The 26931-nt window shown below is 38.3% G+C and carries 16 protein-coding genes; 11 read left to right on the top strand and 5 right to left on the bottom strand.

From position 1 onward, the window contains the following. Window positions 1-117 precede the first annotated feature (117 nt). From ACSU6B_RS17510 to ACSU6B_RS17495, 4 genes are all read left to right on the top strand, one after another. Window positions 118-894, top strand: coding sequence for an REP-associated tyrosine transposase (locus ACSU6B_RS17510; protein ID WP_410887146.1), 777 nt, complete (start codon window positions 118-120; stop codon window positions 892-894). 461 nt (window positions 895-1355) lie between these two features. After that, window positions 1356-2228 (top strand): amidohydrolase family protein, encoded by an 873-nt coding sequence (locus tag ACSU6B_RS17505; protein ID WP_410887144.1) that lies wholly within the window; start codon window positions 1356-1358, stop codon window positions 2226-2228. A gap of 1149 nt (window positions 2229-3377) precedes the next feature. Further along, window positions 3378-3629: a hypothetical protein gene (locus ACSU6B_RS17500; RefSeq protein WP_410887142.1), complete on the top strand. Its 252-nt coding sequence runs from the start codon at window positions 3378-3380 to the stop codon at window positions 3627-3629. A 394-nt stretch (window positions 3630-4023) separates the two neighbouring features. Beyond that, the gene (locus tag ACSU6B_RS17495) at window positions 4024-5502 is read left to right on the top strand and encodes an MFS transporter (RefSeq protein WP_410887140.1); all 1479 of its coding nucleotides are present in this window, start codon (window positions 4024-4026) and stop codon (window positions 5500-5502) included. Window positions 5503-5913: 411 nt separating this feature from the next. Here the strand turns inward: ACSU6B_RS17495 and ACSU6B_RS17490 are convergent, their stop codons facing one another. After that, entirely contained in the window at window positions 5914-7461 is a 1548-nt protein-coding gene (locus ACSU6B_RS17490; protein ID WP_410887138.1) for a DHA2 family efflux MFS transporter permease subunit, read from the bottom strand. A gap of 681 nt (window positions 7462-8142) precedes the next feature. On the opposite strand from ACSU6B_RS17490, the gene ACSU6B_RS17485 reads away from it, so the two are divergent. From ACSU6B_RS17485 to ACSU6B_RS17470, 4 genes are all read left to right on the top strand, one after another. Next, on the top strand, window positions 8143-8229 hold the full coding sequence (locus ACSU6B_RS17485; RefSeq protein WP_410887226.1) for a YARHG domain-containing protein: 87 nt from the start codon (window positions 8143-8145) through the stop codon (window positions 8227-8229). A gap of 69 nt (window positions 8230-8298) precedes the next feature. Continuing rightward, entirely contained in the window at window positions 8299-9255 is a 957-nt protein-coding gene (locus ACSU6B_RS17480; protein ID WP_410887136.1) for an N-acetylmuramoyl-L-alanine amidase family protein, read from the top strand. 42 nt (window positions 9256-9297) lie between these two features. After that, the gene (locus tag ACSU6B_RS17475; protein WP_168241145.1) at window positions 9298-9441 is read left to right on the top strand and encodes an Ig-like domain-containing protein; all 144 of its coding nucleotides are present in this window, start codon (window positions 9298-9300) and stop codon (window positions 9439-9441) included. A gap of 119 nt (window positions 9442-9560) precedes the next feature. Then, window positions 9561-10457 (top strand): SH3 domain-containing protein, encoded by an 897-nt coding sequence (locus tag ACSU6B_RS17470; protein WP_410887133.1) that lies wholly within the window; start codon window positions 9561-9563, stop codon window positions 10455-10457. A 333-nt stretch (window positions 10458-10790) separates the two neighbouring features. Here the strand turns inward: ACSU6B_RS17470 and ACSU6B_RS17465 are convergent, their stop codons facing one another. The 4 genes from ACSU6B_RS17465 to ACSU6B_RS17450 form a co-directional block, all read right to left on the bottom strand. Further along, the gene (locus tag ACSU6B_RS17465) at window positions 10791-11030 is read right to left on the bottom strand and encodes a hypothetical protein (protein WP_410887131.1); all 240 of its coding nucleotides are present in this window, start codon (window positions 11028-11030) and stop codon (window positions 10791-10793) included. Window positions 11031-11238: 208 nt separating this feature from the next. Then, window positions 11239-11742 carry a competence protein ComK gene (locus ACSU6B_RS17460; RefSeq protein ID WP_410887129.1) on the bottom strand — a complete coding sequence of 168 codons (504 nt, stop codon included), beginning with the start codon at window positions 11740-11742 and terminating at the stop codon, window positions 11239-11241. 530 nt (window positions 11743-12272) lie between these two features. Beyond that, window positions 12273-12488, bottom strand: coding sequence for a helix-turn-helix domain-containing protein (locus ACSU6B_RS17455; protein WP_439277366.1), 216 nt, complete (start codon window positions 12486-12488; stop codon window positions 12273-12275). A 251-nt stretch (window positions 12489-12739) separates the two neighbouring features. Beyond that, complete coding sequence (locus tag ACSU6B_RS17450; RefSeq protein WP_410887125.1) at window positions 12740-13567, bottom strand: hypothetical protein; 828 nt, start codon at window positions 13565-13567, stop codon at window positions 12740-12742. Window positions 13568-14062: 495 nt separating this feature from the next. Between ACSU6B_RS17450 and ACSU6B_RS17445 the strand changes: the two genes are divergently transcribed. The 3 genes from ACSU6B_RS17445 (at window position 14063) to ACSU6B_RS17435 (ending at window position 25638) form a co-directional block, all read left to right on the top strand. Further along, window positions 14063-14194, top strand: coding sequence for a hypothetical protein (locus tag ACSU6B_RS17445; RefSeq protein ID WP_439277347.1), 132 nt, complete (start codon window positions 14063-14065; stop codon window positions 14192-14194). Window positions 14195-14384: 190 nt separating this feature from the next. After that, window positions 14385-21452, top strand: coding sequence for an Ig-like domain-containing protein (locus ACSU6B_RS17440; RefSeq protein ID WP_410887123.1), 7068 nt, complete (start codon window positions 14385-14387; stop codon window positions 21450-21452). A gap of 664 nt (window positions 21453-22116) precedes the next feature. Continuing rightward, the gene (locus tag ACSU6B_RS17435; protein ID WP_410887121.1) at window positions 22117-25638 is read left to right on the top strand and encodes an Ig-like domain-containing protein; all 3522 of its coding nucleotides are present in this window, start codon (window positions 22117-22119) and stop codon (window positions 25636-25638) included. Window positions 25639-26931 lie beyond the last annotated feature (1293 nt).

Raw genomic sequence — 26931 nt, 5'->3', positions numbered from 1 at the left:
AAGAGTGAATGGAACTATCAGTGAGCGGAGAAAAAGAAAATCAAATATTGGTGTTTGCTTGCTCTTTTAGGGGAGTAAAGCAAAAGAATAGGCCGATGTTTTCCTGTGGTGATTAAGATGCCTCGAAGAGCCAGAGTGAAAAGCGGGAGCGGAATCTACCATATTATGCTAAGAGGTGCCAATAGACAAGAAATCTTCCACGATGATGAGGATTGCCTGAGCTTTATTGAGATTTTACAAAAATATAAGTTGAAAACTAAGGTGAAGATTTACGGTTGGTGTTTGATGAGTAATCATGTACACTTGCTATTAAATGAGGGTAATGAAGATATATCGACTACAATGAAAAGAATAGGTGTTAGTTTTGTCTTGTACTATAACTGGAGGTACGGAACATCAGGACATCTTTTTCAGGACAGGTTCAAGAGTGAGAATGTAGAAAATGATCAGTATTTATTAACCGTGGTAAGATACATCCACCAAAATCCACTTAAAGCAAGAATCGTCAAAAGGGTAGATGATTGGAACTGGAGCAGTTGCCGTCAATATTACGGTACTCACGATGAGGTAAGGAAACTGCTGGACTCTGAATTCATTTTGGGAATGTTTTCTGAGGATAACATTCTGGCCAGAGAGAGATTTAAAGAATTTAATGAAAGGGTCAATCAGGACCAATGTCTAGATGATCAAATGAATGAAAGAAGATTAACAGATGAAGAAGCAAGGGAATTGATTAAAATGCTGCTTAACGGAATTGAAATCGCCCAAGTTAAGAGTTTACCAAGACTCAAAAGAAATGAAATTCTCAAAAAAGCAAAAGGAATCCAAGGCCTGTCACAACGCCAAATATCAAGAATCTTAGGCGTTTCACGAACACTTATATCTAAAGCGTGACCAGTAGACAATTCTTGTGGTCAGTACTAACATCATTAAAAACCATGAGAACCGTCTCTATGGATATGCTGTGGATATGGGAGGATGGCCTCTGATTACAGCCACAAGAATGTACCATCTCTGCCATGTTTTTTACCATCAGTTGCCACGAAATTTACCACTTGCTGTCAAAGTATTTACCAATAGAAAAACGTCAACGATTTTGAAGTAAAAAAGCCTAAATCCTCCTTATTTTTACCGAGGATTTAGGCTTTTGGTCATCCGCAATCACGCCGATTGTGGAATATCATTTTCTATTGAATAGTATATTTGTACTATGCATTAAATTAATTAAAATTTTTCTAATTAGACCTGATCCGGTTTGTGGTAACTTGAGTAGGAATGTGATAGAATTTATATAATTCTGAATATTTAAATTTTAAACTTTTAATCTTAATAAGAAAGGACGACTGATATTACAAATGATTATTGATTGCCATTTCCATGTTGATGAAACAATGTTAGCGCTAGAAAAAATGATTGAAGAGATGGATAAAAACAATGTTGAGAAAACCGCATTAATTCCACCTTTTAATGAAACCATGTATGATAAAGAAAGTACATACCAGAATAACCTCCACCACTTATTCCGCTTTTTAATCATGAATTTCCCCAAAATAGGCTTTAAGATTTATGACGGATTAGTTAAAGATGGCTACTTTAAAGTCAATGGAAGCTTTAAGATTTTTATCGAGCCAAATAATGATATTGTAGCAAATGCGATCAAACGCTATCCTGATCGTTTTCTAGGCTGGGCTGCCGTTAACCCCACGGTTCCAGTATCTGTGGAGACGTTAGAGACATACCTCAACCTACCTGGTTTTATTGGAGTCAAAGCCCATCCATTTATGCATAAATATAGTATAAAAAAACTCGATTCCATTGGATACTTTTGCCAAAACAGAGATATCCCAATGATTATTCATCTATCTTCGGAACCAGATTCCTATAAATACTTACCTGACAAATATCCCAATCTCAAAGTTATTTATGCCCATGCAGGTCTTCCTTTTTGGAAAAGCCTGTGGCAATATGCAAAGGAAAAACCCAATGTGTACGTGGACACATCAAGTGATTACCTTACCCCCTCTATCATAAGAAATGTAGTTCAGGCACTTGGATATCAAAAAGTATTGTATGGCTGCGATGGACCATATGGAATGAAAAAGTTTAATGAGTACGATTACTCGGATAAAAGGAGTTGGGTTGATTCTTTAGACATTCCAGGGGAACATAAGGAATTTATTCTAGGGAAGAATTTTATGGACTTAATTAAGAGTACAGAAAGCCGTTAATTTAAGTGAAATTCTTCACTAAGTTCTCTAAAACAGAAGTTGTTTATTGCGCAGTATGTCTACTACGTAATACAAGAGTTAATCTGGACCGTTTGCAGAAGACTGATCTTATTGAAAGTCAATCAATTTTTTATAACATTTTGATTCTCAGAACTGTGGTTTTATATCTTTTATCCCCAAATGGATTGCAGTGGTAAACAGTCTGTTATTCTTTGGTACATTCTTTGTCATTCGGTGGTAAAAACTATGTCAAAGGTGGTACATTTCAATGGCCGTAATCAGGCCTCCGGCAGAATTCGATCCAACTAGAGGGGAATAAACTATATGATACTGAAGGGGACGCCATTATTATTAAAAGTGAAAATCAGATTATGAAAGAAATATTCGTATGAAAAACTGCACAGGAATCTAATGGAGTTTGTCGTACATTCACCGCATCCACCAAAGATTAGCGATTTGGTTCAGATTACATCGGGGGGGGCACGCGCTATCCCTGGTCAATTTGTTTTAGATTTGACTGCCGGGGAAGAATGGTGATGACGATCCGACTTTATGGAAACCCATTGTAATAGGTGAATTAATCAAGGTGAACTGTATAATAAGAAAATCAATGTCATTCGATAATTTTGGGGTCAGGAACAGACTGCAGTTGGAGAGAAACAACTAAATAGATTAAAGCAGCTGACATGGGTTGATGAATGCATCACACTAATCATGATGGGGCCTTAATTACTATTACAATAGTATTAGGAAGAACTGGAGAGTTTTAAATCTTTTTAATTATAAATTTTAGACACGTTAAAAATTGAGACAAAAACAACCCTATTGGGTTAGTTTTTGTCTCTTTTATGTTTTTAATGTATTTGCTTATTCCATCCAGTTTGTATGGAATACTCAGCAATATCAGTCAAAAATTGGGTTTTTTTGAGCAGTTTTGGAGAATGAATTTTTAATGTATGTGCAATAAAATAAAACTAAGCTCAACTAAACCTTACACATTGATAGCGCCTACTTGTAAGGGTGTGAGCTTCAAAAAGCTGGGATTGGCGTTTCATCTATTGGCTCGCCATTAGTAAGGTATACATCAACGACGAAGAAGGCTTTACCAAACAAAAGCTTATGTTGGACACGCTTTGTCAAATTAGTAACTTGCTTAATTGCAAATATATTCGTATCTTCAGCTTCTATATACCTAAGGGTGAGGATGCCGATCACTATCGTGCAGATGTCATTAGCAAAATAAAAGAGTATGCAGCCATTGCGGAAAGATACGATGTTATTTTACTGCACGAAAATGAAAAAGATATCTTTGGTGATATTGCAAGACGCTGTCATGAGATTTTAACAGAAGTTGGTTCTCCTTATTTTGAAGGGATTTTCGACTTCGCTAATTTCGTCTAGTGCGGTGAAGATGCTCAAGAGTGTTATGATCTCTTAAAAGATGAGATTGTTTATATACACATAAAGGATGCTGTAACATCCGATAGTCAAAATGTTGTCTGTGGAACTGGCGAAGGTAAAATACCAGAAATCAAGGGGGGGGTTATTCTTAATTTATTAATTAGTTTAATAAACTAATTGGTAAATAGGATAATAATTTTTAGTGATAGGTTAATTTATTTATTTTTTTAAACTAAAATGAAAGGGCTTACAATTTAAGAAGAGTAGCGGTTAGTCAAAGGGGTATTGTTTGTTTGGTGAACAAGATTTGGCGGGTTTGATAGGGGTTATTGGAGAGTTAATTTTTTGTAATATTCGATAAAATGAAAGCGTTATATTACGAGGGGGCGGAATCATGTCAAGTGTAAAAATGGAAAGCGGTCAGCAATATAACAGAGCGAAATTATGGCAAATTGCTTTATTTACTCTAAATAATACTTCAACAAATCTTCATTTGTTTGTGTTAGGCTTTGTCACTTATTATGCAACGGGGATTGCCGGGCTTGCTGTTATGATGATCAGTTCAGTATTGATGGCGGCACGACTATTTGATGGGATTATTGACCCAGCTATTGGATTCATTATCGATAAAACAGAGTCCAAGTTTGGTAAGTTTACGCCATTGATTGTATTAGGAAATATTATTTCAGCTGGTACCATCATAGTTATCTACAATGTTACTCATCTATTGCCAGAATCAGCACAGTTTCTATTCTTTACGGCAATGTTGATTGTTAATAAAATTGGATATTCATTACAAACTAGTGTTACCAAAGCAGCACAAACTGTACTAACAAATAATCCAAAGCAGCGACCATTATATGCAATTTTTGATGGGATTTATAATGCTGGGATTTTCACTGGTGGTCAAATTTTCGTTGCTAGCTATCTAGTAGCAAAACACGGTGGTTTTAAACTTCCATTGTTTAGGGAATTAAATAGTTATGGACTTATTCTTTCGGCTGTATTTGCTGTACTAGCGATCGTGGGTATATGGTCAAAAGATAAGAAGGAATTCTATGGATTAGCAGAGGAGACAACAAAAACGACTGTACGTGAATATTGGAGCGTTGTTAAAGGAAACAGACCATTACAGTTGCTTTCACTTTCGGCTTCTTTCGATAAACTAGCAACTAGTATATCTCGATATTCCGTTGTTGGAGTTATGTTGTTTGGTATTTTACTAGGAGATTATGCATTAAGCGGTAAAATAGGTCTTATTACGTTGGTTCCAACATTATTAATTACTTTCTTAGTGGTTGGAGTAGCAAGAAAGACAGGGTTAAAGAAATCGTATGTTACTTCAGCTTGGATCGGGACGCTGTCCTTCTTGGGATTGATTGCTCTATTCTTGCTAATCGATAATCCGTCAGCAATCTCACTCGACAATATCGGGGTTGCCACTATCTTATTCTTGGTCTTATATTCATTAGCAATAGGCTTTGCAAGTATTCCGACGACGCTTGTCGTTCCGATGATTGCAGATGTTTCTGACTATGAAACAAATAAATCTGGACGTTATGTACCAGGTATGATGGGCACGATTTTCTCATTCATTGATCAACTTGTTTCATCGTTAGCTCCTACAATCGTTGGTGCAATCGTTGGAATCATTGGATACACATCAAAATTCCCTGAGGTTGGTGAAGCCTTAACACAACCATTGTTTGTTGTAACATTATTGTTAGCATTCGGTTTACCAGCACTTTGTTTAACAGTGTCAATTGCTGCAATGAAGTTCTATAAACTGGATCAAAAGGAAATGGAAAAAATTCAAGCAGGTATTGCAGAAATGAAAGCAAAAGGGAAAAATATAGATACAGCAGCAATATAAAAAAATCGGAACCCTGGCAAATGCTAGGGTTTTTTTGTATTAATTCATATTTAATTCGTCCTTTAATGGATATGGAACACCAAAAAAAATAAGCCTATAATTGTCATCAAAACTGAGAGGGAGTCGTTGGCTCAGTATAAGTTCGGAGGAAACCTGTTTACTGTCCCTTCGGTGGCCGGTATAAAGGCGGCGTAAACTTAATACAGGCTTTTGTGTGGAACGTGGGAACCTACGACATGGATGCCAAGGGAGAGATTCAAGTGGAAGGCGCATGAGAATCAGAGTACCAATGCCATGTATAGGGGCGGAATAACTCGTAGTAGCAGTTGTGTTTTAAGTGTGGTGGTACTATACGTAGAGCGATAAAAATCCCAAGTGATTTATCTTCACTTGGGACGTGGTTAAGTCGCGTTAGCGATTTTGTTCTTGAGTACGGGAAAGTCTAATACTCTGCAAATTTACGTGTAAACTTTTTTCAGATGTTTTTTCTTCTATGGGATCTTCCGCTTGTTTTGCCCGTTTGATAAAGAAGGAAAGAAGCAGGGCAAAACAAGCAATTAAGGCTGACAAAAAGAAAGTATAATTGATTCCTTCAAGCATAGCTTTCATGGCAATTTGCTCCTGTATTTCAGCCATTCCTGCTTCTGGTGCAGCTTTTAAAGCATCTTCCGTTAATTGCTCGGCGTATGATCTCGAATAAGTGGACATTACTGTGACCAATAAGGCAGTTCCGATGGCTCCGGATACCTGATTTATTGTGTTGTTCATGGCCGTACCATGTGGATAGAGACTTGCTGGCAATTGATTTAAGCCATTTGTTGAAACTGGCATCATCACCATTGATATACCTAACATCCTTATAGCGTGTAAAATCACTAAGTAATTGTAGGGAGTTGTATATGTTAACTTGCTGAAATAATATGTTGTAATTGTTGTGATAATTAAGCCGATGACCGCTAACATACGTCCCCCAAACTTATCAAATAATCTTCCTGTAATGGGTGACATAATGGCCATCAAAAGCGCTCCTGGAAGCAGCAATAATCCCGTGTCCAACGGCGATATTCCGCGTATTGTTTGGACATAGATTGGCAATAGTAAAAACCCTGAAAACATTGCCATATTAAGCACAATAGAAATCGTTGCCGAGAGCGAAAACATTGGGTATTTAAACACACGAAAATTAAGCATGGGAAGTTCTTGCTTTGTTTGCCGTAAAATGAACCATATTAAGGAAATAATCCCGATTAAAATCGGCATATACACTAGCGCACTGCTCCAGCCCTTACTGCCGGCAAAACTAAAACCGAATAATATCCCCCCAAAACCAATGCTAGATAACAAAAGCGAAAATAAATCAAGTTTAATATCACTTTTATCCTTTTTGTCTTTGAGCGAGAAAAGGCCAATCAAAATTACGATAATAGCGATAGGTGTGATAAAGTGGAAAAGCATTCTCCAGTGATAGTGTTCAATGATCCACCCTGATAAAGTAGGACCTATTGCTGGAGCGAACATTATAATTAAACCAAATACTCCCATTGCTGCCCCACGCTTTTCAATCGGGAAGCTCACTAGCATGACATTCATTAATACCGGCATCATGATCGCAGCTCCTGCCGCTTGAAAAATCCGTCCAATCAATAAAATGGTAAAGAAATCGGTACTGCCGGCTATAATCGTCCCTATTGCAAATATGCCCATTGCTCCCAAGAATAATTGCCGGACGGAAAATTTTTGAAATAAGAATGCGGTTGTTGGAATCAATACCCCGCTTACTAACATAAAGACTGTCGTTAGCCATTGAACGGTTGCTGTGTCAATATCTAAGTCCTTCATTATCGATGGCAGTGCGATATTTAATAACGTATTATTTAAAAATGTAATAAATGTTCCAACCATAAGCACAGCAAGAATCCCATATGGTGGACGATGAGTCTTTTTAATTGATTCATTCATGGTATCTCTCCTTAGTATAAAAAAGACTATCGGCATGCGCCAAATTGGATGGGAAAAGGCTTTTCTTAGAAATGAATTGTGTCTGGTTTACCCTTTACCTCTATTCCATAATCGGTGGATTTAAAAACGGTCTATTCCCACTACATCATGAGTTGCAAGTATCAAATACACCAGTTTCACCATAACCATAGTCAAGTACGGCAGTTAACCACTCCCTGGATTTGATAAAATGTAGAAATCCATTGATCCATAATGTTTCTTCTTTTATGGGCTACTTCTAATTTATCCAAAACACTCACCCTTACCTAAGTAAGCGTTATCAAATGTTACGTTTATTGTAACCTTCCCAATAATAAAAAACATTCTCCAAAACTGCTTGAATTTTAGTGTATATTGACTGATATTGCTTTCTATATTGTATTTTTAGATACAATTGTTTTCACGTCTTTCTTAAATCCCGGTGCCTGTCACGCCCCGAGTTTTGTCGAAGATTGATAGTCTTTTAGACAGATATAAAATGATAGAATTAAGTTGCAGCTGAATATTGTTGGGGTGGTTGGTTGTTACGCTTCTTTCCGTTTTGGGAGGGAGGTGATAATCATGGAAACATCTCTCGAAATTCTACGAGAGTTCTGAAGGGCTAGCTTTTCACTTGAACATCTTCGATTAGCAAGAAACGAAATCTACGCACGGCATGGCTATATTTTTAAATCGGAGGATTTAAATTCCTACTTTAAAAAGCTGGTATCATGCAGATACTTCTTTTGATGAAAGTGCCTTAAGCGATACAGAAAAATATAATGCTGAATTGATTCAGAGCAGAGAGAGGTCCTTGCAGTGAGGTATAAAACAATCAACTTGGGAATTATCCTACTTTCTCTGCTAATCCTAGTGGCGATATTTTTATATGTTACCCATTCAGCAGAGAAGGACAATATGTTAAAAGTTAATAATAAACAAGAGGACAAAACAATAGAAGTAAAAAAAGAGGTTGAACAGGTAAAAAATGATTCTGTTGCCTCCTTGAATGAGGAAGGGAAAAATAGCGCCCCTGGCAATAATGAGAAGGCATCTAAAAAAACAGCCCAGAAGAATGTGGTTCCTGATAGCACCCGTGCAACTGCGGTATCAGATAATTCTGAGGAAAAAAAGGTGGCTCAAAGTGAATTTCTAGTGGTGATTGATCCAGGTCATCAAAATCGAGCTAATACGGCACCGGAGCCTATTGGCCCTAGTGCTAAAGAAACGAAGATGAAGGTTACTGGTGGGACTTCAGGAGTGGCAACTGGGAAACCAGAATATAAGTTAACTTTGGAGGCATCACTTATTCTTGGCCAATTGCTGGAAAGCAGAGGGATTAAGGTTATTTTCACCAGAACAACGAACGACGTAAACATAAGTAACAGAGAAAGAGCTGAGGTTGCCAATCAAAATACCGCTGATCTATTTGTCCGTATTCACGCCGATGGCTCAACAGATCGAAATGTTCATGGTCTTTCGGTGCTCACACCGGCAAATAACAGTCCATATACAAAAACAATCTTCGATGATAGTTTAAAAGCTTCCCAGTTCATTATTGAAGAAACCAAAAAAAATTCATCCGTTAAAGTAAATGGGATTTCATACAGAGGTGACATGTCTGGGTTCAACTGGTCCAAGGTCCCGAGTACACTTGTGGAATTGGGTTTTATGACCAACCCAACAGAGGATAAGAACCTATCAGACCCACTTTACCTTAAAAATTTACTTACCAATATAGCAGATGGAATTTTACATTACGCAAGTTACAAGTAGAATGACAATAGCGGTACTATCGGAGAGAGTACTGCTGTTAGAGTGACATACACAGCAAAGGCTAGCAGCAATGGCTACTATAAGGTACTAATTCCAAAGCAAAAAGCAGGCACCAAGCTGTATGTGAGCGCGAAGGATAAAAACGGCAAGGTCAGCGCGACAAGGACCATAACAGTAATAAAGTAAACTAATTTAGTTAAACCATTTTTACACTTACTACTTAATTCCTATTGAAATAGGATGATATAATCGTTATATAATAAAAATGGAAAATTCATTATAACTAGAATGGGGAAGTTAAGTAGATGTTTAAAAAGGGATTTGCCATCTTTGTTGCCATGCTTCTTTTATTTACAGGCTTTCTTGTAGTTAAACCGGTTCAAGCTGCGGCAAGCGTAACAAAATATGTAACAGCGACTGCATTGAATGTCAGAACAGGTCCAGGGACGACCTACAAAATTGTAATAACCGTTAAGCAAAACCAAGCTGTCACTGTTTCACAAACTAAAGGCTCTTGGGATAAAGTAACTGTTGCTGGTAAAACAGGTTGGGCATCCAATCAATACCTAACTACAAAAAAACCTGCAGCCTCGATTAAGAATTTGGCGGAAGGTTTAAAGACAGTAGGAAGCAACAAACAGCTAATTCTTGTGACTTCTAATGGCTACAATACCTCAAATGCTGAAATTCGTACCTTTGAGAGAAACTCCCAAGGGAAATGGGTTCCTGTTTTAACCACAACAGGCCATATTGGTAAATATGGATTTGCCACTGCAGCAAATATGCAAGAAGGCGGTAAAAAATCTCCAATTGGGAAGTATTCAATTGGAACCACATTTGGACGTTATGGAAATCCAGGAACCAAAATGCCTTATAGAAAAATCACAAGCGATGATGTTTGGGTAGATGATCCAACTTCAAAACTTTACAACACTTGGCAATCAAGAAGTAAAACACAAGGTCAATGGAAGAGTGCTGAAAACATGAACATCGCAGCTTATACCTACGGTTTCGTTATCAACTACAATACACAACGAACTCCGAATAAAGGTAGTGCGATTTTCTTCCACATTGGAAGTGGCTATACGCTGGGATGTACTTCCACTTCTCAAACGAATGTTGTCAACATCCTGAAATGGTTGGATCCTAAAATGAATCCAGTCATCATTCAAACTTCGATTCAGGAGCTAAACAAATACTAATTTTCCACGGAGAAACAAAAAGCCAACAGATTTATTTTTCTGTTGGTTTTTTTGCAAAATAGGGATTACCCAGGCGGCCAAAGAAGAGAAAGGGACACATTTATGAATTGGGAGGGTATGATACGTGAAATAAGCACGTATTTCTTTCGGAAAAATGTTCTAGAAAACAGGAAAACCACCCTACGCCGTCGCAAGAAAAAGGGTGGTTCGAAAAAATAAAATAGCATAAACAACCATCACCCTGACGGTAGCAGTTGCATGGAGAAGTGTTAGCGCACTTCTCTTTTTTATTATATATCCATTATACATAAAAATATTCCTGCTGAGAGGGTATTATCCCGGGAATGCAGCCACCAATTCACGTAAATCTTGAACGGCTAGTTTTACACTTTCTTCTTTATTTTCATGAAATCCAGTTCCTAGTAAATCATAGTGGTGAAGATAGGAATTATTTGCGAAGCTTTTGTAGCCTTCAGGCACTGTGAAAGTTTCTACCGTAAATGTCAAACTCTTGTCTATGTAGATTTTGATAATTTCTAGTTCGTCACATTTTCTCTTTGTTACAACCCTCATACACTAGTCCTCTCTTCCTGAAGGCAATTGAATTCATAGATTTAATTCTATTAATTATATGTATATAAACTAGTATACGTTAAAATACTACCTTCTTCTTTATAATGATTTGACAATAATCGGAAACCTTTGAAAAGTCTCTACCGTTCCAGGTGGATTCAACTAGTCACGAAAGGATCAGGTCTAAATCTCAATCAATTTGTAAAATTCATGCCCCTTTTCTAGGGTCTTTCTCAAAAGAAAATGGATCCTTTTCTATTCCAATGGTCATTTTCATAAATTGTTCTGCCGTTTGCAGTTTACGGTTAAAGGAATAAAGTTTCATAGGAACCGTAATGGTTAGTCCGTTCGTAAACTCTATCAGTGCTTGTTGATTGGAACTAATGGTTCTTGTAATATGTACAGGATTAAACCATTTTGTATCGTTATGTTTTGAGGATTTATCAGGGAACACACAAATTCTATGTACAGGATTAACCATAATTGGACACATATTTTTATTACCAAGGAGCCACCTGGCTGTTTCCATGGCACCCCTTAAATCAAAGCCAATACATCTGATACTGTCATTTAGAATTTCTAGAGGTGATTTGTCTACGATAAAAGTTCTATCCAGTTCCGTTACTATTGTGCAGAGCTTTGCATTTCGATCATACTGACCAGCCATATACATAAATTGCGGATTGATAATATATTTTTTTAGTATAAACAAGATTTCAACTCCCTTAAATGATTTGACTCCAATACCATCTATTATCTATGTTGTGATATTGGTGCCCCCCTAATTTGCCTTCCAACCTCTACTTAATTAGAAACTTCCTTTCCTCATTATTTCGATAACTTTTCACATCACATCTTGCCCAAACGGGTTTACAAAGATATGAGGATATTTAAAGAAATAAGCAGCTATTCTATCGATAATAGACCTATTTCGTTAAAACGTTTACATTTCTGGTGATGATTTAATGTTGATTAGATTTGTGGAATAAGTATGTATGTGTGTTTTATAGTGGTTACACAATATCTGATCATCGAATGATGAAAGATACACATATGAGGTATCAAGGAGGGGATGAATCACAGAAGTAAATAGCACTTGAGTAGTCATAATGTAGGAAATCTTTATATAGTATTACCGAACTATTTTTCTAACATTTAACCCTATGGCGAATGTGAATTAGAGTACTTCAAAGGCCATTGTCATAGAGCTGTGTTGCCTAACTAAAAAAGAGAGAAAGCGACTTAATCATCGTCGTCGTCGTCATCTGTATCTACCAAGGCAATGATTTGATTCATATCGTTTATTTTTAATGCTTTAGCAATCTTCTCTATATGGCTGAAATTAATATTTTGCCTTTGTTGATTAACTAATTGATTGAGTGCTGCCTGGCGAACACCTGACAAGAGGGATAATTGCCTGATTGACATATTTCTTTCTTCTAGTATTTTAAGAAACATCACGATAACTTTTTTTCCCATAGCGCCTGGTCCACCTGCCTATAAATGACTCTAAGGAAAAATTAACATATAAAAAAAACCAATGTGGTACGCTTAAGCGTCTCATTTTGATTCTTTTGAGAATAATATGGTGATTAATGCGTTTTTTGTCACTTTTTGTACATTGTTGCAGCAATCCGTGCTAACTTGGGGTTGCATATAGTGAAACCAAAAAACTGGATCTCTTCACCAAAACCGTTATCACTAAACTGTTAATAATTCAGATTGGAACCCAGACCAAATACAATTTCCTCATCATTCAAATCAAACTTCTCTTCGAGTGCTTCATGATAAAGGATGAAAAACTTTTGGTCTAAGATTCCATAAAAATAGCCGAATGGGTTCTTGATGTTGCTGTTGAACTTCAGCTTCCTGATGAGCTGCTTAAAGGATTGGATGGCGACATCTAGGATTAGTTCGGGATCATTCTCCCAATGGTGCTGATAGGCAGTGATTTTCACGATTTTCCAATACTCCTCGATTGTCTTTGCTTCAGGAAAGAAACATTTTACCAGCTGAACAAAAGGCTGTGGAACTCGGTCACTCACATAGGTATGATCTAATTCGGACGGTCCTTCTTTACGTTCTTTAATCTTTTGATCTTTTTTAGTTTTTAAAAGATTATTAGTTTCTTTAGGGTGGTTCAAAGTTTTCTCTTTAGGTAGTTCATTTGAAGGAAAGCGATTAAACGAATACAAGTTACTAGACTGCGAACCATTTTTCCTTTCTGTTTCATAAACCGATAGGATGCCCAAGTCCTTTGCTTTTAGAATCATTCGTTTAAAGGTAGAACGTGAGATTCCATGATCGCTGTATTCTTGATGAATCGCTATTAAAATGGTCCCAATTTTCGCATTGCAAACGCCAGGTATTTTGGCAGAAAAACGAACCAGCCGCTTCAATCCAACCAGTGCCCCTTTTGAAAAATCATCCTTGTGCTTCGCCAACCACATCTCGATATGGGTATTCAATTCCTGTAGCGAAGTAAATTGTGAAAACTGCTCAAATCCTTCGATATTGCCAGATTTTAAACCTGCCATTTCATACACCCTTCCACCGCATTGAGTTGTGCTTCCAATCGTCAATTTAACGATTCCAGCACCTCAACGATATCGGGTTTGGTTTCGTAAATCGAACGACTAAAATTCACTTTTGGAGCCGTTTTTGTAACGAAATGCATCAAAAAGGGGGTCAAAAGTGATTTTTGTAGCCGTTTTTTGCATTTTTAGCTAGTTTTCATATCATTTTGCATCTTTAACCCCGGAAGGGGTGTTAGTACCTGATTTTGATAACCTTCTATATTTATTCTGTTAACTAGGTTTACTAGAGGACACTCAGTAAAAAGCCACATATGAGAATTGGGGGCAATCCTAATTCAGCCGCCCAACTGAGTTCCTTTTTAAAAAAGGCATTGTTGGAGACAGCTATCGACATTCTTTTCAGGTATTTAAAACGGAAAGTTCAGTCATGGTGGGTATTGAGGCGAGTTTTAACTAATCGTTTGAGTAGTGTTGAAATGATGGAGAATTTATCACATGAAGGTGGTTCATAAGAAACCTGGTGCATTTTGTGGAAATGTGGGGTATTTCCTGGTGAATATTCTTGCGGTTCTCGACAATCTTCGTTCTAGGTTTGCAGGGAGAATTGTTATACACCGATACTTATAGCTGTTTTAACCAAACGTTTGATTAGTATAGCCTATATGGAATGTAGTCGAATTTAACCTATCAGGAATGTAGAAGTAGGTCGAAAGTTGGAAATAGTTGTTTCAAATAATAGTAGCTTGAATTATACTAATAATATAATTTACATAATTTAGTCGGTGTAACTATTACTTGCAACCGCTATGGAGGACAGATGATGAAAAGAAAGGGTTTTGGTTTATTTTTAGTAGTTTTTTATGTTTTATTTACTAGCTTAGGGGGGATTCATGCTGCTGCAGACACTACTGGTGGGATTAACTATATCAAGGTTGCAAAAGCGAATATCCTAAGTCCAAATCTCCAGACGGTTACTGTTAGTTTGGTAGATAACGCTCTGGTAAAAGATATACAAGTCAATTATCTTAGGCCGGATGGTTATCAATCACAGAAATCCCTGTATATGAATAATGAAGGCGTGTTTGAAGGATATGTAGAACCTTATGTTTCTACCGAAGGAAATTGGACAGCAACTTCATTATTGGTTAATTATCGGGACGGGTCATTTAAGGTGTTGGAGGATAATGATTTTGGCGGAAGCTATGAATTGAATGGAGGCAATTTCAAAGTATTTTTTTCTGATACAAAAAGTCCTGTTTTTAACAAAGTCATCATCGATAAGACCAAAATAGGAACAGGTGGAACGGTTACTGTGACTGTAGGTGCGGAAGATGATCTGAGTGGAATTAAGAATATTTCGCTTGAATATATGCTCCCTAATAATAGTTATATGAGTTTTACTGCCTATAGTATTGGACTCAACCAATACCAATATACTGTTCCTTCCTCCTTAACATCGGGAAGTTACGGGGTTGGGAAGTTTGAACTAGTGTCCCTCACCCTCCAAGATTATAAAAATAACTCCACATCAATCTATGATTACAGCTACAATCGAACGGGAGCATTAGATGGAGGGGATTTTACAACTATTACGGATACAACTGGTCCAGTTTTGAATAATGTATCCGTGGATAAAACCAAGTTAGAACCGGGTGGAACGGTTACTGTTACGGTAAATGCGGAAGATGATCTGAACGATATTAAGAATATTTCGCTCGAATATCTCCTTCCCAATAATAATTACATAAGTTTTACGGCACAATTGACTGGCAAAAACAAATATCAATATACGGTTCCTTCCTCTTTCACATCGGGTAGTTATGGGGTCGGCAAGTTTGAACTAGCTTCGCTCACCCTCCAGGATACTAAAAATAATTCCACAACGATTTATGATTATAGCTACTATCGTACCGGAGATTTGGATGGAGGAGATTTTATCACCTATACCGATACAACTGGTCCAGTAATCAACAAGTTTTCAGTAAACCAAACAAGAATACTGTCAGGAGGAACGGTTACTGTTACGGTAGATGCAGTGGACGACTTAAGCGGAATTAATAGTGTTTCACTTGAATATTTACAGCCAAATAATAGTTATATTACTTTTACGGCTCAAAGTATCGGAAACAATCAATATCAATATACGATTCCTTCCTCTTTTACATCCGGAAGTAACGGGCTCGGCAAGTTTGAACTGGTATCCCTCAGCCTCGCTGATAATAAAAATAATTACACATCCATCTATGATTATAGCTGGTATCGTACCGGAGACTTAGGTGAAGGGGACTTTACTGTTATTCCAGAGGCAAATGCACCTGAAGTAAAATGGATTTCGGTTGATAAGAAAGAAATTACAAACGGAGACAGTTTACGAGTAGCTGCCGAAGTGGAGGATGCTTCAGGAGTAGCGGAGGTTAAGGTTACTTACTTGAAACCTGATGGAAATAGCTATACTGCGATTTTAAGTCATTCGCATGATAACTTATATGAAGCGGAAATTCCTGGATATGCAACGACTAACGCAATCGGGAATTGGAACACGCAGTTTGTCTGGGTAAATGATATTTATGGGAATTCAACTTATGTATGGAGTAACTTTGCCTATTCGTGGGGTGAAGATCTATCAGGTGCAAATTTCAATGTGAAAGAAAAGGATATTTATCCGCCGAATCCTCCAAGTGTAGATAGTGTTGATGAAAATTCGACGGTGGTCTCTGGTAGTACCGAAGCAGGATCTACCGTTTCAGCTTCCGTAAATGGAGTGGTCATCGGTTCGGCATCTGCCGATTGGAATGGATATTATCAAATGAGTATTCCTAAACAAGCGGCTAAAACGGAAATTCTGGTTACAGCTACTGATTTAAATGGAAATACAAGTTCAGCTACGAGTGTCGTTGTTAGAGATGTGACACCTCCTACAAAGGCAGATATTTATGCTGTGTATGATTACGACTATTATGCTACGGGTTACGCAGAACCTAGATCAACGGTGTATGTCTATAAAAATGGATATTACGTAGGGGAAGCTACTACAAATGTTTATGGAGCCTTTAGTGTTCCTATTTATTATCAATCTGCTGGCACTAAGTTGAGTATTTACGTTGCAGATGAGAGCGGAAATACATCTGAGCCAACAGTTGTAACCGTTCTGGATGGAACTGCCCCTGCGAAGCCTGAAGTTTCGACTGTAACAGATCAGTCGAATCGTGTGACTGGTAAGGCGGAGGCTGGATCAGTTGTAAAAGTGACCAAAAATGGAGTATCGATTGGTACTGGGACAACGAACCTAAATGGAGAATTTGCCATTGTTATACCTGTTCAGCCAGTCGGGACTGAGCTATCGATTACTGCAACAGATAAAGCAGGCAATGTAAGTGAAGCAATTAATATTGTCGTTAAAGACGCAACCGCTCCGGCAAAACCTGAAGTAAATGCTGTAACGGATAAAGATCCTGCCGTTAGTGGAAAAGCAGAGGCTGGGTCAAAAGTGGAAGTGAAGGTAAATGATTCTGTAGTAGGAACAGGAACAGCGGGAGAAGATGGCAAGTTTACAGTGACCATTCCAACCCAGAAAGCTGGTACAGAATTAGTGATTATCTCAATCGATCAAGCTGGAAATGTAAGCGACACAGCTAAAGTAGTGGTTAAAGATACTACAGCACCGGCAAAACCTGTGGTAAATGTAGTAACGGATCAAGATACTTCAGTTACTGGATCTGCAGAGACTGGGTCAAAAGTAGATGTGAAGATAAATGAAGCTGTAGTAAGTACAGGCGTAACGGGAGAAGATGGGAAATTTACAGTGACCATTCCTGTTCAGAAAGCAGGGACTGAATTAGTCATTATAGCCACAGATGAAGATGGAAATATAAGTGATGCAGCTAAGGTTGTAGTTATAGACGCAACAGCCCCGGCAAAACCTGTCGTCAATGAAGTAACCGATAAAAATACTTCGGTTACTGGAGAAGCAGAACCAGAATCTAAAATTGAAGTCAAAATAAATGGTTCAGTAGTTGAGTCGGGAACAGTGGGAGAAGACGGCAAGTTTGCTTTGACCATCCCAGCCCAAAAAGCAGGGACAGAATTAGTTATTACCGCAACCGATCAAGCAGGAAATAAAAGTGAAGCAGCTAAAATAGTATTTCAAGACGCAACAGCCCCGGCAAAACCTGCGGTCAATGAAGTAACAGATAAAGATACTAAAGTCACAGGGGAAGCAGAACCAGGATCGAAAGTTGAATTGAGAGTAAAAGGTTCGGTAGTAGAGTCGGGAACAGTGGGAGAAGACGGCAGGTTTATTTTGACTGTTCCAGTTCAAGTAGCCGGAACAGAACTGATAATTATCGCTACAGATAATGCAGGAAACGTAAGTGAGTCAACCGCAGTCGTAGTAAAAGACGTAACTGTACCAGAAAAACCAGTAGTAAACGAGGTAACCGACAAAGAAACTACTGTAACAGGTAAAGCAGAAGCTGGTTCCAAAGTTGAAGTGAAAGTTAATGAATCTGTGATTGGTACTGGAACTGCTGGAGAAGATGGTCAATATAAAGTGAACATTCCCGTACAAAAGGCAGGCACAGAATTAGTCATTATTGCAACGGATAAGGCTGGCAATGTAAGTGAAACAACCACAGTAGTGGTAAGAGATGTAACCGCCCCGGAAAAGCCTGTAGTAAATGAAGTAACCGACAAAGATACTTCTGTTATTGGACAAGCGGAAGCTGGATCAAAAGTAGAAGTGAAGGTAAATGGTTCGGTGATTGGTACTGGAATTACCGGAGAAGATGGTCAATATAAAGTGACCATTTCCGCGCAAAAGGCAGGGACCGAATTAGTCATTATTGCTACGGATAAGGTTGGGAATGTAAGTGAAACAACTACAATAGTAGTAAAAGACGTAACCGCCCCAGAAAAGCCTGTAGTAAATGAAGTAACTGATAAGGATACGACAGTTACAGGACAAGCAGAAGCTGGATCAAAAGTAGAAGTGAAAGTAAATGGCTCCGTGATTGGTACAGGAACTGCCGGAGAAGATGGTCAATATAAAGTGACCATTTCCGCGCAAAAGGCGGGAACCGAATTAGTCATTGTTGCAACGGATAAAGCTGGTAATGTAAGTGAAACAACCACAGTAGTGATAAGAGACGTAACAGCGCCAGAAAAGGCTGTAGTAAATGAAGTAACCGACAAAGATACTTCAGTCACCGGTAAAGCGGAGGCTGGATCAAAAGTAGAAGTGAAAGTAAATGATTCGGTGATTGGTACGGGTACAGTCGGAGAAGATGGTCAATATAAAGTGACCATTTCCGCGCAAAAGGCAGGGACCGAATTAGTCATTATTGCAACGGATAAAGCTGGTAATGTTAGTGAAACAACCACAGTAGTGGTAAGAGACGTAACAGCTCCAGACAAGCCTGCAGTAAATGAAGTAACTGATAAGGATACTACAGTTATAGGACAAGTAGAAGCTGGATCAAAAGTAGAAGTGAAAGTAAATGGCTCCGTGAATGGTACTGGAACTGCCGGAGAAGATGGTCAATATAAAGTGACCATTACCGCTCAAAAGGCGGGAACCGAATTAGTCATTGTTGCAACGGATAAAGCTGGCAATGTAAGTGAAACAAACACAGTAGTGGTAAGAGATGTAACAGCGCCAGAAAAGGCTGTAGTAAATGAAGTAACCGACAAAGATACTTCAGTCACCGGTCAAGCAGAGGCTGGATCAAAAGTAGAAGTGAAAGTAAATGATTCGGTGATTGGTACTGGTAGAGCCGGAGAAGATGGCCAATATAAAGTGACCATTTCCGCGCAAAAGGCAGGGACCGAATTAGTTATTATTGCAACGGATAAGGCTGCGAATGTAAGTGAAACAACCACAGTAGTGGTAAGAGACGTAACAGCGCCAGAAAAGGCTGTAGTAAATGAAGTAACCGACAAAGATACTTCAGTCACCGGTCAAGCGGAGGCTGGATCAAAAGTAGAAGTGGAAGTAAATGATTCGGTGATTGGTACGGGTACAGCCGGAGAAGATGGTCAATATAAAGTGACCATTTCCGCGCAAAAAGCAGGGACTGAATTAGTCATTGCTGCAACGGATAAAGCTGGCAATGTAAGTGAAACAACCACAGTAGTGGTAAGAGACGCAACAGCGCCAGAAAAGGCTGATGTAAATGAAGTAACCGACAAAGATACTTCAGTCACCGGTCAGGCGGAGGCTGGATCAAAAGTAGAAGTGAAAGTAAATGAATCGGTGATTGGTACAGGTACAGCTGGAGAAGATGGTCAATATAATGTGACCATTTCTGCTGCGCAAAAAGCGGGAACCGAATTAGTCATTGTTGCAACGGATAAAGCTGGCAATGTAAGTGAAACAACCACAGTAGTGGTAAGAGACGTAACAGCGCCAGAAAAGGCTGTAGTAAATGAAGTAACCGACATAGATACTTCAGTCACCGGTCAAGCAGAGGCTGGATCAAAAGTAGAAGTGAAAGTAAATGAATCGGTGATTGGTACGGGTACAGCCGGAGAAGATGGTCAATATAAAGTGACCATTTCCGCGCAAAAGGCAGGGACCGAATTAGTCATTATTGCAACGGATAAGGCTGGTAATGTTAGTGAAACAACCACAGTAGTGGTAAGAGACGTAACAGCTCCAGACAAGCCTGCAGTAAATGAAGTAACTGATAAGGATTCTACAGTTACAGGTCAAGCGGAGGCTGGATCAAAAGTCGAAGTGAAAGTAAAAGGTTCGGTGATTGGTAAAGGAACGTCCGGAGAAGATGGCCAATATAAGGTGACCATTCCTGCGCAAAAAGCGGGTACTGAATTAGTCGTCATTGCTACTGATAAAGCTGGTAATGTAAGTGAAGAAACTGCAATAGTGGTGAAAGATGCAACCACCCCTGCGAAACCAGTAGTAAGTCAAGTTAGCGATAGAGATACAACTATAACAGGTGTAGCGGAAGCAGGATCCAAAATCGAAGTGAAGGTAAATGGTTCAGTAATCGGTTCAGGGACAGCAGGACAAGATGGCAAATATAAAGTCACGATTCGAGTTCAAAAAGCTGGAACCGTATTATTAATCACTGCAATAGATGCTGCTGGAAATCAAAGTGAAGGAGCCACAATAAAGGTTATAGACAAAACAGCTCCAACAGTTCTAACAGTAAATACGGTTTCAGACAAGTCAAAGGAAGTAGCCGGAAAGACTGAGGTGGGAGCGACTGTATCGATCTTAATTGGCACAAAGATTTATACAGCTAAAGCTGATACAAATGGGAACTTCAAAGTGATCATTCCTGTCCTAAAAGCAGGTACAAAGTTAATTGTAACTGCCAAGGATGTAGCGGGTAATGTGAGTGTTGCAAAAAGTATCACAGTTATTGATAAAACGCCACCGGTTACTCCAACCGTTTCCAATGTCTCGGACCAAGCAAAAGTGGTAACTGGTAAAGCAGAAGCAGGAGCGATTGTTACTGTTACAATTGGAACGAAAAAGTACATCGCCAAAGCGGATTCAAAGGGTAACTATAAGGTAACAATTCCTGTCCAAAAGGTAGGTACAAAGGTAATTGTGATAGCAAAAGATGCTGCAGGAAATGTAAGTGTTGCTAAGAGTGTGATTGTCATAGACAAAACCGCTCCATTGGCACCGAAAATCAAAACTGCAGTGAAAAGCACAACAAAAGAAGTGACTGGAACTGCCGAAGTATACTCTACCATTACGATTAAAGTAGGTAAAATAGTTATTGGTACAGCCAAAACAGATTCCAAGGGGAACTTCAAAGTGAAAATCAAAGCTCAAAAGAAAAACACGGTTTTAAGCGTGACAGCAACTGATAAGGCAAAGAATGTTAGTAAGGCCGCGACAGTTAAAGTAAAATAATATTTTAAAAGGAAATCCTCTTCACTTTTTGTGGAGGGGATTTTTAATGATAGTTAAAAAGCGGATTCTAGAATGTTAAATCGGGCACAAATCCTCTTTCAATCGATAACTTAGGTTCCTTTTTAAGAGAGTCATTTTTGAAGACATCCCTCGACGTTCTTTTCGGGCATTTGAAGATGGAAAGACAGGAATGGAGAGACCTGAATTTGCTTTTAATCAAACGTTTGGTTAGTTTCGAAAAGGCGGGGGTTTAATAGAATAATGGAAGTTTGCAAGAAACCGATCTGATTTTGTAGAAAGGTGGGGTATTTCCTGCGAAATTATCAAGCGCATCTCGACAATCCTCTTGCTTCATTTGCAGATGAAATTATTATCATCCAGTACTTGGAGCTGATTCAACCAAACGTTTGATTAGTATAGCTTATATGGCATTTAGTCGAATGAGTGTTGTTTACTGACTATTTTGGTTGCATGGGTGAAGTAGATTTGGACGTAAGTTTTAATTAAGAACACGCTATATTAATAGTTAGTAAATTTATAGAATGCATCTTATTTGTACTGATATATAATTTTATCGAAAAACTTACTTTTTTTAGGGAAATAGAGGATATATGCTAGCAAAAGATATATTATTAATCTAAGAAACTATTAGAAAGGGTTTTATATGAGAAAATTATTCAGCATTTTGATTGCAACAATTGTCTTTCTTGGGATTGTTCCTAGTTATAAAGGTGCAGCAGCGCTTGCTACAGAGCCACAGATACAGGTACAGTTAGTCAATTTTTTAGGTAACCAGTCAAGTATTTCATTAAAAATAGTGGGAAGCTACTATTTAAATGGAAATTCTTCGAATCTATTAATTTCTAATAAAAGCTATACGGTAAAGGTAGAGAATGGCACTCTAAGTTTATATGATGGAAATACGGTATTGGCCGAGGGGACGGATGTATCGATTACGCCAGTTAAAGGAAAGGACCATGCCATCATTAACAAGCGTGAATATGCCGGAAGTTTTCGTTTTACGGTAGAAAAAAATCAATATGTTAGACCTATTAACACCATTAATCTCGAAGATTATGTTAAGGGCGTGGTTCCATTTGAAGTATATGAAGATTGGCCGATGGAAGCTCTAAAGGCTCAAGCTGTTGCGGCACGAACCTATGCCTATAAGCGTTTGAACACAACGATCGATGATACGACTTCCAAACAAGTATATGGAGGCGTTACAAGCGAATCACCTAATTCATCGATTGCGGTTGAAACGACAGCTGGTGAACTATTGACCTATAATGGCAATGTCATTGATGCTGTCTTCTCAGCCTCAAACGGTGGAAAAACGGAAAACAAGTTTAATAGCGAGATCAGTATCAACAGCAGTCCTTTATCGTATTTTAAGGTTCAAACCGATGAGTATGATACGACCATCACCTGGAATGCTACATTACATAAACAGCAAATCAATTACACTTCATTGGATCTAAAAAATCCTGATAGCTGGTGGGATTCAACTAATGAATTAGATGCTGACTTTTCCAAAAATATTAAAGGGTGGATGATGAATCATCTCCCGGGGTATAGCAATAAACAAATTAAAATTGTTTCAGTACCTAAAGTCACCTTTTTCGAACCTACCGAAAGTGGTCGATTTTCATACGGTGAATTATCGCTCGTTTTTTTTATAAAGGATGAAATTAATCCAAATGGGGAGCTTGAACTTCAAACCGTAAGTACTGGAAAAAACCTTGCAAATATTCTCCGTCCAATCATCAGCTCAAAAATGAAAAGTAATTTGTTTACTATCGATGAGACCACGGATGCTTATTCGTTTTCAGGATCAGGGTATGGCCATGGAGTTGGCTTAAGCCAATATGGTGCATATTATCGAGGCCTTGCAGGAATTTTATACAAGGACATATTGTCCTTTTACTACCCAGGAACTGTCTTATCCAAGCACTACGCATCCACACCGATTGTAAACGAGATAACAGACAAGGATACTACTGTGACAGGTAAAGCGGAAGCGGGGTCAATAGTAGAAGTAAAAGTAAATGGATCCATCATTGGATCAGAAAAAGCCGGTACAGATGGAAAATTCACAGTGGTCATTCCCGCTCAAGTAGCAGGAACGGAATTGGCCATCACTACAACTGACACTGCAGGAAATGTAAGTAAAATCACCGTAGTAGTGGTGAAAGATGCAACGGCTCCTTCGAAACCTGTAGTGAATGAAGTCACAGATAAAGATACTTCTGTGACAGGCAAAGCAGAAGCGGGTTCTAAAGTAGAAGTGAAGGTAAATAGTTCCGTAATTGGTGCACAAACAGTTGGTGAAGATGGTCAATATAGAGTGACCATTCCAGTACAAAAGGCAGGTACTGAACTAGCAGTTATTTCAACTGATAAGGCTGGAAATGTAAGTGAAATTAGCACAGTACTAGTAAAAGACATAACCGCACCAGAAATGCCAGTAGTAAATGAGATAACTGACAAGGATACAACTGTAACTGGTGAGGCAGAAGCCGGTTCTAAAGCTGAAATTATAGTAAATGGTTCGGTAGTCGGTAGCGGGACGGCTGGTGAGGATGGCCAATATAAAGTTACTATTCCATCACAAAAAGCAGGCACAGAAATAGCCGTTGCAGCTACAGATAAGGATGGAAATGTAAGTGAAACCACCAAAGTAATGGTAAGAGACGTAACCGCTCCAGACAAACCTGCCGTAAATGAAGTAACTGATAAAGATACTACAGTTACAGGACAAGCGGAAGCTGGATCGAAAGTAGAAGTGAGTGCAAGTGGTTCAGTGATTGGTACTGAAATTGCTGAAGGAGATGGTAACTTTGAAGTGACTATTTCCTCGCAAAAAGCAGGGACTGAATTAGTTATTTTTTCAATGGATAAATCTGTAAATATAAGTGAAACCACCGAAGTAATGGTAAGAGACGTAACCGCTCCAGACAAGCCTGCTGTAAATGAAGTAACTGATAAAGATACTACAGTTACAGGACAAGCGGAAGCTGGAGCTAAAGTAGAAGTTAAAGCAAATGGTTTGGTGATTGGTACTGGAACTGCTGGAGATGATGGCCACTATGAAGTGACAATTCCAGTACAACAAGCAGGCATTGAACTAGTTATTATTTCTACTGATAAAGCTGGTAATGTAAGTGAAGAAACTGCAGTATTGGTGAAAGATGCAACCGCCCCTGCGAAACCAGTAGTAAGTACAGTAAGCGATAGAGATACAACTCTAACAGGTGTAGTAGAAGCGGGATCCAAGATCGAAGTGAAAGTAAATGGTTCAGTAATCGGTACAGAGACAGCAGGACAAGATGGCAAATATAAAGTCACGATTCGAGTTCAAAAAGCTGGAACGGTATTAGTAATCACTGCATCAGATACTGCTGGAAATCAAAGTGAAGGAACCACCATAAAGGTTATCGACAAAACCGCTCCAACAGTTTTAACAGTAAATACGGTTTCAGACAAGTCAAAGGAAGTAACCGGTAAGACTGAGGCGGGAGCGACTGTATCGATCTTAATCGGCACAAAGATTTATGCAGCTAAAGCTCATGCAAATGGAAGCTTCAAAGTGATCATTCCTGTCCTAAAAGCAGGTACAAAGTTAATTGTAACTGCCAAGGATGCAGCGGGTAATGCGAGTGTCGCGAAAAGTAACACAGTTATTGATAAAACGCCACCGGTTGCTCCAACCGTTTCCACTGTTTCAGACCTAGCAAAAGTGGTAACTGGTAAAGCAGAAGCAGGAGCGATTGTTACTGTTACAATTGGAACGAAGAAGTACATCGCCAAAGCGGATGCTAAGGGTAACTATAGGGTAATGATTCCTGTCCAAAAGGCAGGTACAAAGGTAATTGTGACAGCGAAAGATACAGCAGGGAATGTAAGTGTAGCTAAGAGCGTGATTGTCATTGACAAAACCGCCCCATTGGCTCCAAAAATCAAAACTGCAGTGAAAAGCACAACAAAAGAAGTGACTGGAACTGCGGAAGCTTACTCTACCATAACGATTAAAGTAGGTAAAAAAGTCATTGGTACAGCCAATGCAGACTCCAAAGGTAATTTCAAAGTGAAAATCAAAGCTCAAAAGACGAAAACAGTTTTAAGCGTTACAGCAACTGATAAGGCAAAGAATGTTAGTAAGGCAGTGACAGTTAAAGTAAAATAATATTTTAAAAGGAAATCCTCTTCACTTTTTGTAAAGGGGATTTTTACATTGAAAGTTAAAACCCGGATACTAGAATGTTAATTTTGGCAAAAATCCTCGTTTAGTCGCTAACTTTGGTTCCTTTTTAATTGAGTTATTTTTGAAGACATCCCTCGACGTTTTTTTCGGGCATTTGCAGAGAGAAAGTCAGGAATGGAGGGTGATGAGGCTGCTTTTAATCAAACGTTTGGGTAGTTTCGAAAAGGCAGAGTTTTAATAGAAATATGGAAGTTTGAGAGAAACCCATCTTTTTTTGTAGAAAGGTGGGTTATTTCCTGCGGAATTTATATACGCGTAGCGACAATTTTCTTGCCATGCATGCATGGGAAAAGCTTATAAATAAATAGCCGCGCATGTTTTAACCAATCGTTTGAATAGTATAGCCTAAATTGAAATTGGTCGAATTCACCTATCTATCATATAGAAATATGATGTGAATTAGTTGTTTCAGTTAGTATTAGCTTGTGATAGAGGAATTATATTAATAATACAAAAGTATTTATAACTATTTTTATAAGGAGTATCGAAAAGTAATACCCAGGCTTTGATTAGCCTGGGTATGGTTATGTGTTTAAATAGTGATCGTACATTTCCAAGCATTCCAGCAGTTCTGTTCTATATACCATTAATGCTTTTTTTATAGTTTCGTTATGATTGTTATTAAGTTCATTGTTGTATTTCTCTAATTCCAGCGACTTAATGGCAGTAATTTCATTATATTCGTTATATTGTAATTTTAATAAATAAATTGGGTGGTAGAAAGTAGGTATATTATACTATAATAAATGTATAGATAATTTTACCAATATGCATGTGAAGACCAAATATTTGATTAAAAATATGACTTTAAATAGGGGGAAACAATAGACTTATATTGAGAGGAAGCTTAATCAAATCCTTCCATGCCACCAGATTGTAAACCCACCATCCCATGACACCCTTTTATTGCTTTGCTGAAGTCGCTCCCTCGCAAGTGCTATGAATCTTGCTGACATTCCGGCACTTCTACTATAAATCGGGTTTGCACTGGTAAATTGAACGGCTTTTTTCAATTTTAAGAGCAGCTTCGGAGTCAAAACATTCATTTTGATGTTCAAAAATGAATTTAGAAGGAGATTTTGGATTTTAAGATTTTTTTTATATCCATTTACCAGGTCTGGGACAGACCACTCAACTAAATTGCAATACCTTTTAAAAACTTGCAGATTGCCCCATGATTATAGCTGATAATTTTTTAACCTATTCATTTAGTTG

Origin of the sequence: Neobacillus sp. C211 (assembly GCF_051842875.1) — a bacterium.
GTDB lineage: Bacteria > Bacillota > Bacilli > Bacillales > Cytobacillaceae > Neobacillus.
This window is presented reverse-complemented; position numbering and strand designations above follow the sequence as displayed.

Bases quoted from the DNA above. Each gene is read 5' to 3' on its own strand.
- ACSU6B_RS17510 (WP_410887146.1), top strand. From the start codon at position 118: ATGCCTCGAAGAGCCAGAGTGAAAAGCGGGAGCGGAATCTACCATATT.
- ACSU6B_RS17505 (WP_410887144.1), top strand. From the start codon at position 1,356: ATGATTATTGATTGCCATTTCCATGTTGATGAAACAATGTTAGCGCTA.
- ACSU6B_RS17495 (WP_410887140.1), top strand. From the start codon at position 4,024: ATGTCAAGTGTAAAAATGGAAAGCGGTCAGCAATATAACAGAGCGAAA.
- ACSU6B_RS17490 (WP_410887138.1), bottom strand. From the start codon at position 7,461: ATGAATGAATCAATTAAAAAGACTCATCGTCCACCATATGGGATTCTT.
- ACSU6B_RS17470 (WP_410887133.1), top strand. From the start codon at position 9,561: ATGTTTAAAAAGGGATTTGCCATCTTTGTTGCCATGCTTCTTTTATTT.
- ACSU6B_RS17465 (WP_410887131.1), bottom strand. From the start codon at position 11,030: ATGAGGGTTGTAACAAAGAGAAAATGTGACGAACTAGAAATTATCAAA.
- ACSU6B_RS17455 (WP_439277366.1), bottom strand. From the start codon at position 12,488: ATGTTTCTTAAAATACTAGAAGAAAGAAATATGTCAATCAGGCAATTA.
- ACSU6B_RS17450 (WP_410887125.1), bottom strand. From the start codon at position 13,567: ATGGCAGGTTTAAAATCTGGCAATATCGAAGGATTTGAGCAGTTTTCA.
- ACSU6B_RS17445 (WP_439277347.1), top strand. From the start codon at position 14,063: ATGAAGGTGGTTCATAAGAAACCTGGTGCATTTTGTGGAAATGTGGGG.
- ACSU6B_RS17440 (WP_410887123.1), top strand. From the start codon at position 14,385: ATGATGAAAAGAAAGGGTTTTGGTTTATTTTTAGTAGTTTTTTATGTT.
- ACSU6B_RS17435 (WP_410887121.1), top strand. From the start codon at position 22,117: ATGAGAAAATTATTCAGCATTTTGATTGCAACAATTGTCTTTCTTGGG.